The 12744-nt window shown below is 64.7% G+C and carries 13 protein-coding genes; 12 read left to right on the forward strand and 1 reads right to left on the reverse strand.

What is annotated here, in order from left to right; translation table 11 throughout:
• The first annotated feature begins 67 nt into the window (after nucleotides 1-67).
• Complete coding sequence (locus tag AC0L27_RS27285) at nucleotides 68-1762, forward strand: AMP-binding protein (RefSeq protein ID WP_354205761.1); 1695 nt, start codon at nucleotides 68-70, stop codon at nucleotides 1760-1762.
• Nucleotides 1763-1878: 116 nt separating this feature from the next.
• Here AC0L27_RS27285 and AC0L27_RS27290 read toward each other — a convergent pair whose 3' ends face one another.
• Nucleotides 1879-2880: an adenosine kinase gene (locus AC0L27_RS27290; protein WP_354205759.1), complete on the reverse strand. Its 1002-nt coding sequence runs from the start codon at nucleotides 2878-2880 to the stop codon at nucleotides 1879-1881.
• Nucleotides 2881-3005: 125 nt separating this feature from the next.
• Between AC0L27_RS27290 and murJ the strand changes: the two genes are divergently transcribed.
• From murJ to ybeY, 11 genes are all read left to right on the forward strand, one after another.
• Complete coding sequence (murJ, locus tag AC0L27_RS27295) at nucleotides 3006-4556, forward strand: murein biosynthesis integral membrane protein MurJ (RefSeq protein ID WP_473320883.1); 1551 nt, start codon at nucleotides 3006-3008, stop codon at nucleotides 4554-4556.
• An 87-nt stretch (nucleotides 4557-4643) separates the two neighbouring features.
• Complete coding sequence (gene trpS, locus AC0L27_RS27300; protein ID WP_354205755.1) at nucleotides 4644-5696, forward strand: tryptophan--tRNA ligase; 1053 nt, start codon at nucleotides 4644-4646, stop codon at nucleotides 5694-5696.
• A 107-nt stretch (nucleotides 5697-5803) separates the two neighbouring features.
• Nucleotides 5804-6298 carry a universal stress protein gene (locus AC0L27_RS27305; protein WP_275168742.1) on the forward strand — a complete coding sequence of 165 codons (495 nt, stop codon included), beginning with the start codon at nucleotides 5804-5806 and terminating at the stop codon, nucleotides 6296-6298.
• Between the two features lie 173 nt (nucleotides 6299-6471).
• On the forward strand, nucleotides 6472-7041 hold the full coding sequence (locus AC0L27_RS27310) for a NifU family protein (RefSeq protein ID WP_247404955.1): 570 nt from the start codon (nucleotides 6472-6474) through the stop codon (nucleotides 7039-7041).
• 135 nt (nucleotides 7042-7176) lie between these two features.
• A complete protein-coding gene (gene tsaB / locus AC0L27_RS27315; protein WP_354205752.1) occupies nucleotides 7177-7872 on the forward strand; it encodes a tRNA (adenosine(37)-N6)-threonylcarbamoyltransferase complex dimerization subunit type 1 TsaB in 696 nt (231 codons plus the stop codon).
• Nucleotides 7869-8354 (forward strand): ribosomal protein S18-alanine N-acetyltransferase, encoded by a 486-nt coding sequence (gene rimI / locus AC0L27_RS27320; protein WP_354205750.1) that lies wholly within the window; start codon nucleotides 7869-7871, stop codon nucleotides 8352-8354. Before tsaB ends, rimI begins: the two co-directional genes overlap by 4 nt.
• Before the next feature lie 38 nt (nucleotides 8355-8392).
• Nucleotides 8393-8848 (forward strand): Fur family transcriptional regulator, encoded by a 456-nt coding sequence (locus AC0L27_RS27325; RefSeq protein ID WP_275168750.1) that lies wholly within the window; start codon nucleotides 8393-8395, stop codon nucleotides 8846-8848.
• Nucleotides 8849-9529 (forward strand): HAD family hydrolase, encoded by a 681-nt coding sequence (locus AC0L27_RS27330; protein WP_354205748.1) that lies wholly within the window; start codon nucleotides 8849-8851, stop codon nucleotides 9527-9529.
• Nucleotides 9530-9720: 191 nt separating this feature from the next.
• The gene (miaB, locus tag AC0L27_RS27335) at nucleotides 9721-11109 is read left to right on the forward strand and encodes a tRNA (N6-isopentenyl adenosine(37)-C2)-methylthiotransferase MiaB (protein WP_354205746.1); all 1389 of its coding nucleotides are present in this window, start codon (nucleotides 9721-9723) and stop codon (nucleotides 11107-11109) included.
• 4 nt (nucleotides 11110-11113) lie between these two features.
• Nucleotides 11114-12172: a PhoH family protein gene (locus AC0L27_RS27340; protein WP_219678884.1), complete on the forward strand. Its 1059-nt coding sequence runs from the start codon at nucleotides 11114-11116 to the stop codon at nucleotides 12170-12172.
• 61 nt (nucleotides 12173-12233) lie between these two features.
• The gene (ybeY, locus tag AC0L27_RS27345; RefSeq protein ID WP_354205744.1) at nucleotides 12234-12743 is read left to right on the forward strand and encodes an rRNA maturation RNase YbeY; all 510 of its coding nucleotides are present in this window, start codon (nucleotides 12234-12236) and stop codon (nucleotides 12741-12743) included.
• Nucleotide 12744 lies beyond the last annotated feature (1 nt).

The following is a 12744-nucleotide window of genomic DNA, read 5'->3' on the forward strand; positions in this document are numbered from 1 at the left end:
TCTCACGACGCGTCACGGCCGGGCTTGTTGTCCCGGCCGTCCACGCCTCTGGCTGGAGGACATGATCTTGGCAGACAAAGCCGACAGTTACGTTTGCGGCATCTCCGACACGCCGCTGCTCGGCGACACGATCGGGCGCAGCCTCGATCGGGCCGCGCGACGCTGGGGCGATCGCGAGGCGCTGGTCTCGCCCAGCCACGGCGTGAGATGGACATGGAAGGAGTTCGCCGAGCGGGTCGACGCGCTCGCCGCCGGATTTGTCGCACTCGGCCTCGAACGCGGCGAACGGATCGGCATCTGGTCGCTGAACCGGCCGGAATGGGCGTTGACCCAGTTCGCCGCCGCCAAGGCGGGTCTCATCCTGGTGACGATCAATCCGGCCTACCGGCTAAGCGAGCTGGAATTCGCGCTGCACAAGGTCGGATGTAGTGCCATCGTCACCGCGACGGCGTTCAAGACCAGCAACTACATGGACATGCTCAACACGCTGTTGCCTGAGCTTGCGAGCGCAAAGCCTGGGCAATTGCAGGCGGCGCGGTTGCCGGCCCTGCGCATCGTGATCCAGATCGGCGGCCCCGCCTGCCCGGGCACGATCCCGTTCGACGAGGTCGCCGGCATGGGTGGAACCCTGCACCGCGAGCAGCTCGCCGCGCTCAGTGCCGCCCTGCAATTCGACGATGCCGTCAACATCCAGTTCACCAGCGGAACGACGGGATCGCCCAAGGGCGTGACGCTGACCCACCACAACATTCTCAACAACGGCTATTTCGTCGGCCGCGCCATGCGCCTGACCGAAGCGGACCGCATCTGCATTCCGGTGCCACTCTATCATTGCTTCGGCATGGTGATGGGCAATCTCGCCTCCGTCACGCTCGGCGCAACCATGGTCTATCCCGGCGAGGGGTTTGATCCGCTCGCGACACTGCGGACGATCGAGCAGGAAAAATGCACCGCGCTGTACGGTGTGCCGACGATGTTCATTGCCGAACTCGATCACGGCGAATTCTCAAGCTTCGATCTGACATCGCTGCGCACCGGCATCATGGCCGGTGCACCCTGCCCGATCGAGGTGATGAAGCGCGTCAATAGCGAGATGAACATGGGCGAGGTCACGATCGCCTATGGCATGACCGAGACGAGCCCGGTCAGCTTCCAGAGCGCCGTCGACGATCCGCTCGATCGCCGCGTCTCGACGGTCGGGCGAATCCATCCGCATGTCGAGGTCAAGGTCGTCGATCTCGACGGCAAGATCGTCAAGCGCGGCGAACGGGGCGAGCTCTGCACCCGCGGCTACAGCGTGATGCTGGGCTACTGGGAGGAGACCGAGAAGACCGCGGACGTGCTCGACGCCAACGGCTGGATGCATACCGGCGACATCGCCATCATCGACGACCAGGGTTATTGCAACATCGTCGGCCGCATCAAGGACATGGTGATCCGCGGCGGCGAGAACCTCTATCCACGCGAGATCGAGGAATTTCTCTACCGCCATCCCAAGATTCAGGACGTGCAGATCTTTGGCGTTGCGGATACCCGCTACGGCGAGGAGCTCTGCGCCTGGATCCGGGTCAGGTCCGGCGAAACGCTGACGCTGGAAGAGGTGCGCGCCTTCTGCGATGGCCAGATCGCCCACAACAAGATCCCGCGTTACGTGGAATTCGTCGACGAGTTTCCGATGACCGTGACCGGAAAGATCCAGAAATTCCTGATGCGCGATGACGTGGAGCAACGGCTTGGGCTGAAAGCCGCAAAGACTGCGTAGGTTGCCAACCCAATCGTCATTGCGAGCGCAGCGAAGCAATCCAGAATCTTTCCGCAGAGGCAGTCTGGATTGCTTCGTCGCTGCGCTCCTCGCAATGATGGGGGAGAGAGTCCGCGTTACACGGTCAGGCCGCGCTGCCCGGCGAGCTCCTTCAGCGACACCTGCGGACGCGCGCCGATGTGCTGGATCACTTCGGCGGCTGCGAGCGCGCCGAGTTCGCCACATTGCTTGTAAGGCAGGTTGCGCGCCAGACCGTACAGGAAGCCGGCAGCAAAGAGGTCGCCGGCGCCGGTGGTGTCCACGAGTTTCGCGATCGGAGACGCCGGCGCTGCGACTGCGTCAGTTGGCGTCACCACCACGCAACCCTTCTCGCTGCGGGTGACCACGCCGAGATTGACGTCATTGCGCAGCTGCTTGAGCGCGGTGTCGAAATCCGAGGTCTGGTAGAGCGAATGCAGCTCGGACTCGTTGGCGAACACGATATCGACGGTGCCGTTGCGCATCAGTCCCAGGAACTCGTCGCGGTAACGATCGACGCAGAAGGAATCCGACAATGTCAGCGCCACCTTGCGCTTGGCATCATGGGCGATCTTGGCCGCCTTGACGAAGGCGTCCTTGGCGTTCTTGGGGTCCCAGAGATAGCCCTCGAGGTAGACGATGCCGGCCGCGGCGATCTCGGCCGGGTCGATGTCGGTGGGCGACAAATCCTGCGCGGCACCGAGATAGGTGTTCATGGTGCGCTCGCCGTCATCCGTCACCAGGATGTAGGAGCAGCCGGTCGCAGGGCCGTCCTTCGCCGCGGGCGTGTTGAAGGCCACGCCGGCCGCGCGGATGTCGTGGACGTAGAGCTTCCCGATCTGGTCGTCCTTGACCTTGCCGACATAGGCGGCGCGCGCCCCGAGGCTGCCGATGCCGACGATGGTGTTTGCAGCCGAACCGCCGGAAACTTCCGTCGCCGGGCCCATGTCCTTGTAGATGGCGGCGGCCCGCGCCTCGTCGATCAGGGACATGCTGCCCTTGGTCATGCCGTGCTTGCCCAAGAAGGCTTCATCGGTCTTGACCAGCACGTCGAACAGCGCGTTGCCGATGCCGAGAACGTCATATTTCACGTCAGCCATTCACCTTGATCCTGTTTGGCGGATTGCGATACCCGCGGAAATCCGCTTCCTGTCGGTCTGAAATCTGGCTCGCGGCCTATCACGACCGGCCCTTCGCGGGCAAGCAACGGTATTATGCAGTTCCGATGATCCGCTCCTTCCTGACCGTCTCGACGGGGACACTGGCTTCACGGCTGCTGGGCTTTGCACGCGATTCCCTGATCGCGGCGCTGCTCGGCACCGGCGCCGTGGCGGACGCGTTTCTGGCGGCATTTCAGCTCGTCAATGTGGTGCGGCGCCTGCTCAGCGAGGGGGCGCTGAATGCGGCGTTGATCCCGGCCTGGCTGCGCGTTCGTGACAGCAATGGCGAGGCGGCTGCGGCGGCGTTCGCGGGACGCGTGCTCGGTACGGTCAGCGCGGGCCTGATCGCAATCTCGATCGTGATTGCACTTTTGATGCCGCTGATCATCATGATCATCGCGCCGGGCTTCGTCGGCAGCGCATCGCTCGAGCTCGCCGTCCAGAATGCGCGGCTGATGCTGCCTTATCTCGCCTTCGCGGGACCCGTCACGGTGCTGATGGGCCTGCTCAACGCGCAGGGTCGCTTTGCACTCACCGCGTTCTCGCCGCTGCTGTTCAACATCGCCCTGATCGCCGCCATCGCAGCACTCCTGCTGTGGCACGCCGATGCAACCGTCGCTGCGTGGATGCTGGCGGCTACAGTCGGCATCGCCGGCCTGTTGCAGCTCCTGATGCTGCTGTCGCAGCGAAGCGCGCGTCTGGCGACACCGCTGCGCGTGAGCTTCGACAAGGACATGCGCGGCTTCTTCGCCAAGGCGATCCCGGGCATGATCGCAAGCTCCGGCCCGCAATGGCTGATGGTGGCCGGCGCGATCATCGCCTCCGCCACGCCCGCCGCGGTCTCCTGGCTCTATTTCGCCAACCGTCTGATCGAGCTGCCGCTTGGCATTGTCGGGGTCGCCATGGGTACGGTGCTGGTGCCGGAGCTGACGCGCGCGGTGAGGAGCGGCGATCGTAATGCGGTTGCGCATGCGGAATCGCGCGCACTGGAACTCGCGACCGGGCTGGCGCTGCCGGCGACGTTCGGCCTGATCGTACTCGCCGAGCCGATCGTGCGGCTGCTGTTCGAACACGGTGCCTTTGGCGCGGAGGACAGCGCGGCCACGGCGCACGCCCTGATGTGGCTGGCGCTGGGACTGCCGGCTCACGTGCTGATCAAGGCGCTGTCCCCGGCCTATTTTGCCCGTAGCGACACCATGACGCCGCTGCTGGCGACAGCGAAGGGGTTCGAAGTCGCGGTCGCGCTCGCGATCCTGCTCAGTCACTTCCTCGGCGCAAGCGGGATCGCCGCCAGCATTGCCGCCGGCGCCTGGAGCAGTGCGATCTCGCTGCTCCGGAAAGGCAGCAGTGAATTCGGCTTCTCGGTCGATGCCGCCGCCCGCAAACGGCTGCCGCGAATCGTGCTCGCCGCGCTCGCCATGGGCGCCCTGCTCTGGCTGACCGCGGGCCTCTTGCCTTCGGAGGCCCATGGGCTCATCCGCTTCATTGCGCTGGGCTCACAGATCGGCGCCGGAATCGTCGTCTATGGCTTGCTCCTGCAAATCCTCGGCGTCGCGTCCTGGCGCGAGGCGGCCGGTGCCTTGAAGCGCCCCGCCCGGCCCGATCCCGGCGCCTGAGGTTAGCGAAATACCCTTGACGAGGCAGCGCCGCTGTTGGAAACGACGCCCGATTGTCTCCAGGAAAGCTTGCTAGGACAGCTAACCATGCCATTCGTTGAACGGGTTTTTTCGGGCGTCCAGCCGACGGGCAATCTGCACCTCGGCAATTATCTAGGCGCGATCGTCAACTTCGTGAAGATGCAGGAAACCCACAACTGCATCTATTGCGTCGTCGACATGCACGCGATCACGCAGGGCGTGGACGTCTGGGGCGGACCGGTCGAGCTCGCGCGCAACACCCGCGAGGTGACCGCGGCGTTCATCGCCAGCGGCATCGATCCCAAGAAGCACATCGTGTTCAACCAGAGCCAGGTCTCGGGCCATGCCGAGCTCGCCTGGATCTTCAACTGCGTCGCGCGCATGGGCTGGCTGGGTCGCATGACCCAGTTCAAGGAGAAGGCCGGCAAGGACCGCGAGAACGCATCCGTCGGGCTGTTCGACTATCCCGTGCTGATGGCGGCCGACATTCTGCTCTACCGCGCCACCCACGTGCCGGTCGGCGAGGACCAGAAGCAGCATCTCGAGCTCTCGCGCGACATCGCGCAGAAGTTCAACAACGACTTCGGCGACTCGATCCGCAACCTCGGCGCCAATGACGGTCTGTTCTTCCCGCTGCCGGAGCCCCTGATCACGGGCCCGGCGACGCGCGTGATGAGCTTGCGCGACGGCACCAAGAAGATGTCGAAGTCGGACGCGTCCGATAATTCGCGCATCAATTTGACCGACGACGCCGACACCATCGCGCAGAAGGTGCGCAAGGCCAAGACGGACCCCGAGCCGCTGCCGACCGAGGAGAAGGGTCTGGAAGCGCGCCCCGAGGCCGACAATCTCGTCGGCATCTACGCAGCCCTCTCGGGCCGCTCCAAGGCCGACGTGCTCAGGGATTTCGGCGGCGGCCAGTTCTCCAGCTTCAAGAATGCGCTGGTGGAGCTGTGCGTCACCAAACTCGCGCCGATCGCCGGCGAGATGAAGCGCCTCGTCGCCGACCCCGGCCATATCGACGCGATCCTGAACGACGGCGCCGACCGGGCCCGCGCGATCGCCGACGAGACCATGAAGCTCTCGAAGGACATCGTCGGCTTCATTCGCCCGCGCTAAGGCGCGTTCGCGCAAACGCGGCCGACGCCACCGCGCCGGCCGCTTCTGCTCTCCCCAAGCACGACGGAGTGTGGCAGCATGTCAGCCGTGCACATTCCGGGACATGCATGACCAGCAAGCGACTTTGCTTCGAGCCGGGTCACAAGCCCAAATGCCTCGTCATCGTCGACGACACCGCCGAATGGGATCGCGCGGTCTACTATGCCAGCCGCTGGGCGATCCGCGCCGGCGGCGGCGTGGTGATGCTCCGCATCATCGAGCCCGAACAGCAGAGCCAGGAATGGCTGGGGGTCGCCGACATCATGCGCGCTGAAGCGCAAGAGGCGGCAGAAGCCGCGCTCGACCGTGCCGCCGGCCGCGCCAACGGCATCGCCGCGATCACGCCGGAACGGGTGATCCGCGAAGGCGGCGCCATGGAACAGCTGCTGGCGGTGATCGACGAGGACCCCGACATCGCCATGCTGGTGCTCGCCGCGAACCCCGGCGCGGAGGGCCCGGGGCCGTTGGTCAACCTGCTCGCGCACGCGCTGGGCACGTTCCCGGTGCCGGTGACGGTCATTTCCGGCGCACTAAGCGACCAAAGCGTGGATTCGCTGTCCTAGACGGTTGCTCGTTCGTCTCGCCTCGTTGGCCGGCAGAGGGAGAAGCGGGCACCCTAACCCGCTGATATAACAGGTGAACGGCCAGCTTACCCCTTGACCGTGCGTTCGCCGTCGCCATCTGCTAGTGGATAGAGCACGCGCCGGCCTTGAACCGGCGACGTCTGGAGAAAACCATGTTCATTCAAACCGAAGCCACTCCCAATCCCGCCACGCTGAAGTTCATTCCCGGCCGCGTCGTGGTCGACGGCGGACCGATGGAATTTGCCAACCGCGAATCGGCCGCGCGCTCGCCGCTCGCCGAAAAGCTGTTCGAAGTCCCCGGCGTCACCGGCGTGTTCTACGGATCGGACTTCATCACCGTGACCAAGGCGGACGGTGAATGGCAACAGCTCAAGCCCGCGATCCTCGGCGCCATCATGGAGCACTACATGTCCGGCGCGCCGCTGCTCGCCGACGGTGCGGCCGCGAGCGATGTCGATCTCGATGACGAGGACGAATTCTTCGACGAGGCCGATGCCGAGACGGTCGACATGATCAAGGATCTGATCGAGACCCGCGTGCGGCCGGCGGTCGCCAATGACGGCGGCGACATCACTTTCCGCGGCTTCAAGGACGGCATCGTCTATCTCAACATGAAGGGCTCCTGTGCCGGCTGCCCGTCATCGACCGCAACGCTCCAGCACGGCATCCAGAACCTGCTCAAGCACTTCGTCCCCGACGTGGTCGAAGTGCGGCCGATGTAAATTGCACGCGCGACCCATCAATTGGACTCCGTCATGCCCGGGCTTGTCCCGGGCATCCACGTTCTTGGGGCGCAAAGTCGTGGATGGCCGGGTCAAGCCCGGCCATGACCACCGGGATGATGCTATGATCGTTCCATGCTGATCCTCGCCATCGATACCGCGCTGGAAGCGTGCGCGGTTGCCGTTCTCGACACCGATTCCGGCCAGCTCCTCGCGCAGGAGCAGCTTCTGATGAAGCGCGGCCACGCCGAAGCGCTGATGCCGATGATCGCGCGCGTGATGCTATCAGCCAATCTCGCCTTCACCGCGCTTGATCGCATCGCGGTCACCATGGGCCCCGGAAGTTTCACCGGCCTGCGCGTCGGCATTTCGGCGGCCCGCGGCCTTGCGCTTGCCGCGAAGCGGCCCGCCGTCGGCCTGACCACCTTGTCGGCCTATGCCGCCGCCGTCGTCGGCCAAAGCGGGGCGGCGCCGGTGATCTCGGCGATCGACGCGCGGCACGACCACGTCTATTTCCAGATCGTGGCCGGTGACGGCAGCCAGCTGGTACGGCCGGGCGTCGCTCCCATCGACGAGGCGATCGCGGCTTCGCAATTCGGCGCGCCGCATCTGGTCGGCAATGCCGCGAAGATCCTCGCCGAGCGCTGGCCGAAAGATATGCCGCAGCCGATCGCGGTCGACGCGCAGCCCGCGCCCGACATCGGCTGGGTCGCATGGCTTGGCGCCGCGGCCGATCCCGCGACAAATCCGGCGCGGCCGTTCTATCTGCGGGCGCCCGACGCAAAGCCGTCCGCACAACTGCCGCTTGCAGCACAAGCCGCAAGCTCATGATGAGATGGTTCTCGGAATGGTGGCGCGGCGGCACGGCCGTCGTCGAGCCGGCTCTCGCACGTGACGTCGCACGGCTCGCGCAGCTCCACGGCGCCTCCTTCGCACGCGGTTGGGGCGAAGGCGAGTTCGAGAGCATGCTCAGCGAGCGCAACACGCTGGTGCACCGGTTGCGCGTCGGCCGCAACACCGTGGGCTTCGCGGTGTCGCGGATCGGCGCGGACGAAGCGGAGATCCTCTCGATTGCGGTCGACCAGGCCCATCGCGGCCGCGGCCTCTCTCGCACGCTGCTGATGACCCATCTCGGCCACCTGGCAGGGCGCGGCGTGCGCACAATATTTCTCGAGGTCGAGGAAAATAACCAGCCGGCGCGGCGGCTCTACGATCGAGCCGGATTCATGGTGGTCGGACGCCGCGAACGCTACTATAAGCAGCCGAACGGGGAACAATTGAACGCACTTCTGATGCGACGTGACTTGTCGTAACATTGATGGCAGAAAGCGCCCCGTCAGGCGGACATCACATGACTGGTCTTAAACCTTCCCCCGCTTCCAAGGCGTCCGGCATCGAGGCGCGCTGTGCCGCCACCGGCATGCGCATGACCGAGCAGCGCCGTGTCATCGCCCGCGTGCTCGCGGAGGCGGTCGATCATCCCGATGTCGAGGAACTGTACCGCCGCTGTGTCGCCGTCGACGACAAGATCTCGATCTCGACCGTGTATCGTACCGTCAAACTGTTCGAGGATGCAGGCATCATCGAGCGCCATGATTTCCGCGAAGGGCGCGCGCGCTATGAGCAGATGCGCGACAGCCATCACGACCACCTCATCAACCTGCGCGACGGCAAGGTGATCGAGTTCACCTCCGAGGAGATCGAGAAGCTCCAGGCAGAGATCGCCCGCAAGCTCGGTTACAAGCTGGTCGATCATCGGCTCGAACTCTATTGCGTCCCGCTCGACGACGACAAACCCACGAATTAAGTGCCCGTCGATCTCGTCATCTTCGATTGCGACGGCGTGCTCGTGGACAGCGAGGTGATCTCCTGTCGCGCGCATGCGGATGTGCTGTCCAGGCACGGCTATCCGATCACATCGGAACAGGTGCTGGTCCGCTTTCTCGGCGTATCCGAGAAAGATGCACGGCGAATGGTCGAGCAGGAGATTGGCCGCAATCTTCCCGATGATCTCGAGAGCCAAGTGAATGCGGCGACGCTGCAATTCTATGCCAGCGATTTGCAGCCGATCACCCATGTGGCCGCAGCGATTGGCGCAATCGATTTGCCCAAATGCGTTGCGTCGAGCGGCACGCCGGAGAAGATCCACCACGGCCTGACCTGCGCCGGTCTCTACGATTTGCTTGCTCCCAACATCTTTTCCGCGAGCCAGGTCGCGCGCGGCAAGCCCGCGCCCGATCTCTTTCTCTTCGCCGCCGCGCAGATGAATGTCGCGCCGGAGCGGTGCCTCGTGATCGAGGACAGCGTCCCCGGGGTGACCGGCGCGCATGCCGCCGGGATGACCGTGCTGGGCTTTCACGGTGGCAGCCATTGCCCGCCGGGCCACGCTGAAAGACTACGGGCCGCCGGGGCCGGATTGACGTTCGACGATATGCGGCAATTGCCGGAACTGGTCCGGCGGGTCGCGGCGGATACCCTGGCGGGCTGAATCCCGCCTCTCGGCGTCATTCCGGGCGATGCGCCAGCATCGAACCCGGAATCTCGTGCCAAAACCTCTGGATTCCGGGTTCGCGACTGCGTCGCGCCCCGGAATGACGACCGAAAAGACCCCCAATCGCTGGATTTTCGCGGCTCCAGCCTATATCTGAGGGCAGTCCTCCCACCTCAATTCCGGATTCCATGACGCCGCCGCGCAAGCTGCACATCAAATCATATGGCTGCCAGATGAACGTCTACGATGCCCAGCGCATGGTGGACACGCTGGCCCCGGAAGGATTCGTGGAGACGGCCAGCGCTGATGACGCCGACCTCGTCATCCTCAACACCTGCCATATCCGCGAGAAGGCCTCGGAAAAGGTCTATTCGGAGCTCGGCCGCCTGCGCGTCGCCAAGGACGCCGCCGCGCGCGACGGGCGCACCATGCAGATCGCGGTCGCAGGCTGCGTGGCACAGGCCGAGGGCGAGGAGATCGTGCGCCGTGCACCCGCGGTCGACGTCGTGGTGGGACCGCAGAGCTATCATCATTTGCCGCAGCTGTTGAAGCGCGCCGGCCATGAGGGCCGCGCCATCGAGACCGAATTCCCTGCCCAGGACAAGTTCGGCTTCCTCGCCCAGCCCAAGCCCGGCGCGATCCGCGCCCGCGGCATTTCCGCTTTCGTCACAGTGCAGGAAGGCTGCGACAAGTTCTGCACCTTCTGCGTCGTGCCTTACACGCGTGGCTCGGAAGTCTCGCGGCCGGTGGCAAAGATCGTCGACGATGTGAAGCGGCTCACTGAGAACGGCGTGCGCGAGCTCACGTTGATCGGACAGAACGTCAACGCCTATCACGGCGAGGGGCCGGACGGAAAAAGCTGGCCGCTCGGCAGGCTGCTGGAGCACCTCGCGGCGCTTCCGGGCGTCGCGCGGCTGCGCTATTCGACCAGCCATCCGCGCGATGTCGACGACAGTTTGATTGCAGCCCATCGCGATCTCGATGCCTTGATGCCGTTCGTGCACCTGCCGGTGCAGTCGGGCTCGGACCGGATTCTGGCCGCCATGAACCGGAAACATACCGCCGATGATTATCGGCGTGTCGTCGACCGTTTCCGGTCCGCACGCCAAGACATTGCTTTCTCATCAGATTTTATCGTCGGCTTCCCGGACGAGAGCGAGCAAGATTTTCTCGCCACCCTCGCGCTTGTCACGCAAATCGGCTACGCTGCGGCGTATTCGTTCAAATACTCCGCCCGGCCGGGAACGCCGGCCGCGGACATGCAGGAGACGGTGTCCCCCTCCGAGATGGACCAGCGATTGGAGCGGCTCCAGGAACTGATCGACAGCCAGCAATCGGCCTTCAACAAGGCTGCGATTGGCTCAACGGTCGATGTGCTGTTCGAGCGTCCGGCCCGCAAGGACGGCCAGATCGTCGGCCGCACCGCCTTCCTCCAGCCCGCGCATGTGATGGCCTCGCCCGACATCATCGGACAAATCCTGCCGGTCCGGATCGACAGCCTCGAACGCTACAGCTTCCTCGGTGAGCTCGCCATGGCGCACGAGCCCGCTTTATCGCCCATCGCCACTGGAGCCTGAACCCTTGCCCAAAAGCGCATCGGATTCGTCTTCTTCCATCGCTCCTAGCCGCAAATTTGACCGCGACATGCAGGTTCCACCCGAGACCCAGGTCGTCATCGACTTCGACGACAACCGCGCCGCATCCGCGCTGGTCGGCCCTTACGGCCAGCATCTGGCACAGATCGAACGGCGGCTCGGCGTCGTCGTCGATTCCAAGGGCAACCACATCACCATCGGCGGCTCGCGCGACGGCTGCGATGCCGCGCGCCGCGTGCTGGAGACACTCTATGCCCAGGCCGTGAAGGGGCAGGATCTCGACCAGGGCGAGGTCGAGGGCGCGATCCGTGCCGTGATCGCGCAGGGCTCGCTATTCGAGTTCGACGCCAAGTCGGCCAAATCCACCTTCGACAGTATCAATTTGCGCAAGCGCCCGGTGCGCGCGCGCACGGCGGCGCAGGATTCCTACATCCGCGCGCTGAAGCGCCACGAGTTGGTGTTCGGCATCGGCCCCGCCGGCACCGGCAAGACCTGGCTCGCGGTCGCCCATGCCGCGCAACTGTTCGAGCGCAAGGAAGTCGACAAGATCATCCTGTCCCGCCCGGCGGTGGAAGCCGGCGAGCGGCTCGGCTTTCTGCCCGGCGATCTCCGCGAAAAGGTCGATCCTTATCTTCGCCCGATCTACGACGCGCTCTATGACCTGATGGACGCGCGCATTGTCGAGCGCGCGCTGCAGACCGGCGAGATCGAGATCGCGCCGCTTGCCTTTATGCGCGGTCGCACGCTGACCAACGCGGCCATCATCCTGGACGAGGCGCAGAACACCACGTCGATGCAGATGAAGATGTTTTTGACCCGTCTCGGCGAGAACAGCCGCATGATCGTCACCGGCGATCCCTCGCAGATCGACTTGCCGAATGGCCAGACCTCGGGCCTCGCCGAGGCGACGCGCCTGCTGAGCGGCGTCGAAGGCATTGCGCAAGTTCATTTCAAGGCCGAAGACGTGATCCGCCACGAACTCGTGGCGCGGATCGTCTCCGCCTACGAAGGGGCACCGCAGCGGCCGGCCGCCGGTAAATCCTGACGAGACAGCAACCGGACCATATGGGCGTGGACTAGCCGCCCCTTCGTTCCGAACAAGGACAATGTCACACTCCAACCTTCCCATCACCGAGGTCCTCGTCGTCGCCGATTGCTGGCAGCGGGAGCCCGAATCCGAAGCCGTGATCCAGCGCGCCGTGGCGGCCGCCGCCGAGAATGTCGACGAAGACGTTGCGGAGGCGGAAGTGGCGGTGATGCTGACCGATGATGCCGGCATCCGCACGCTGAACAGCAACTGGCGCGGCATCGACAAGCCGACCAACGTGCTGTCGTTTCCCGCGCTGCAGCCGGAAGGCGACTGGAAACCGGGCGATGCCCCGCGCATGCTCGGCGACATCGCGATCGCCTACGAGACCATGCGGCGTGAGGCGGACGAGGAACAAAAGCCGTTCGATCATCATTTGAGCCATCTCGCCGTGCACGGTTTCCTACATCTGGTCGGCTACGACCACGAAAATGAAGACGACGCCGAGGAAATGGAAGCGCTCGAACGAGAGATCCTGGCTCATCTCGGCATTCCCGACCCCTATGCCGACCGCCCAGGGACGCATTGAG

The sequence above is a fragment of the Bradyrhizobium sp. Ken51 genome, from assembly GCF_055807435.1.

Excerpts from the sequence above, each read along its gene's own strand:
- ybeY (WP_354205744.1), top strand. The coding sequence starts at position 12,234 with ATGTCACACTCCAACCTTCCCATCACCGAGGTCCTCGTCGTCGCCGAT.
- murJ (WP_473320883.1), top strand. The coding sequence starts at position 3,006 with ATGATCCGCTCCTTCCTGACCGTCTCGACGGGGACACTGGCTTCACGG.
- AC0L27_RS27305 (WP_275168742.1), top strand. The coding sequence starts at position 5,804 with ATGACCAGCAAGCGACTTTGCTTCGAGCCGGGTCACAAGCCCAAATGC.
- AC0L27_RS27310 (WP_247404955.1), top strand. The coding sequence starts at position 6,472 with ATGTTCATTCAAACCGAAGCCACTCCCAATCCCGCCACGCTGAAGTTC.
- tsaB (WP_354205752.1), top strand. The coding sequence starts at position 7,177 with ATGCTGATCCTCGCCATCGATACCGCGCTGGAAGCGTGCGCGGTTGCC.
- AC0L27_RS27290 (WP_354205759.1), bottom strand. The coding sequence starts at position 2,880 with ATGGCTGACGTGAAATATGACGTTCTCGGCATCGGCAACGCGCTGTTC.
- AC0L27_RS27325 (WP_275168750.1), top strand. The coding sequence starts at position 8,393 with ATGACTGGTCTTAAACCTTCCCCCGCTTCCAAGGCGTCCGGCATCGAG.
- rimI (WP_354205750.1), top strand. The coding sequence starts at position 7,869 with ATGATGAGATGGTTCTCGGAATGGTGGCGCGGCGGCACGGCCGTCGTC.
- miaB (WP_354205746.1), top strand. The coding sequence starts at position 9,721 with ATGACGCCGCCGCGCAAGCTGCACATCAAATCATATGGCTGCCAGATG.
- trpS (WP_354205755.1), top strand. The coding sequence starts at position 4,644 with ATGCCATTCGTTGAACGGGTTTTTTCGGGCGTCCAGCCGACGGGCAAT.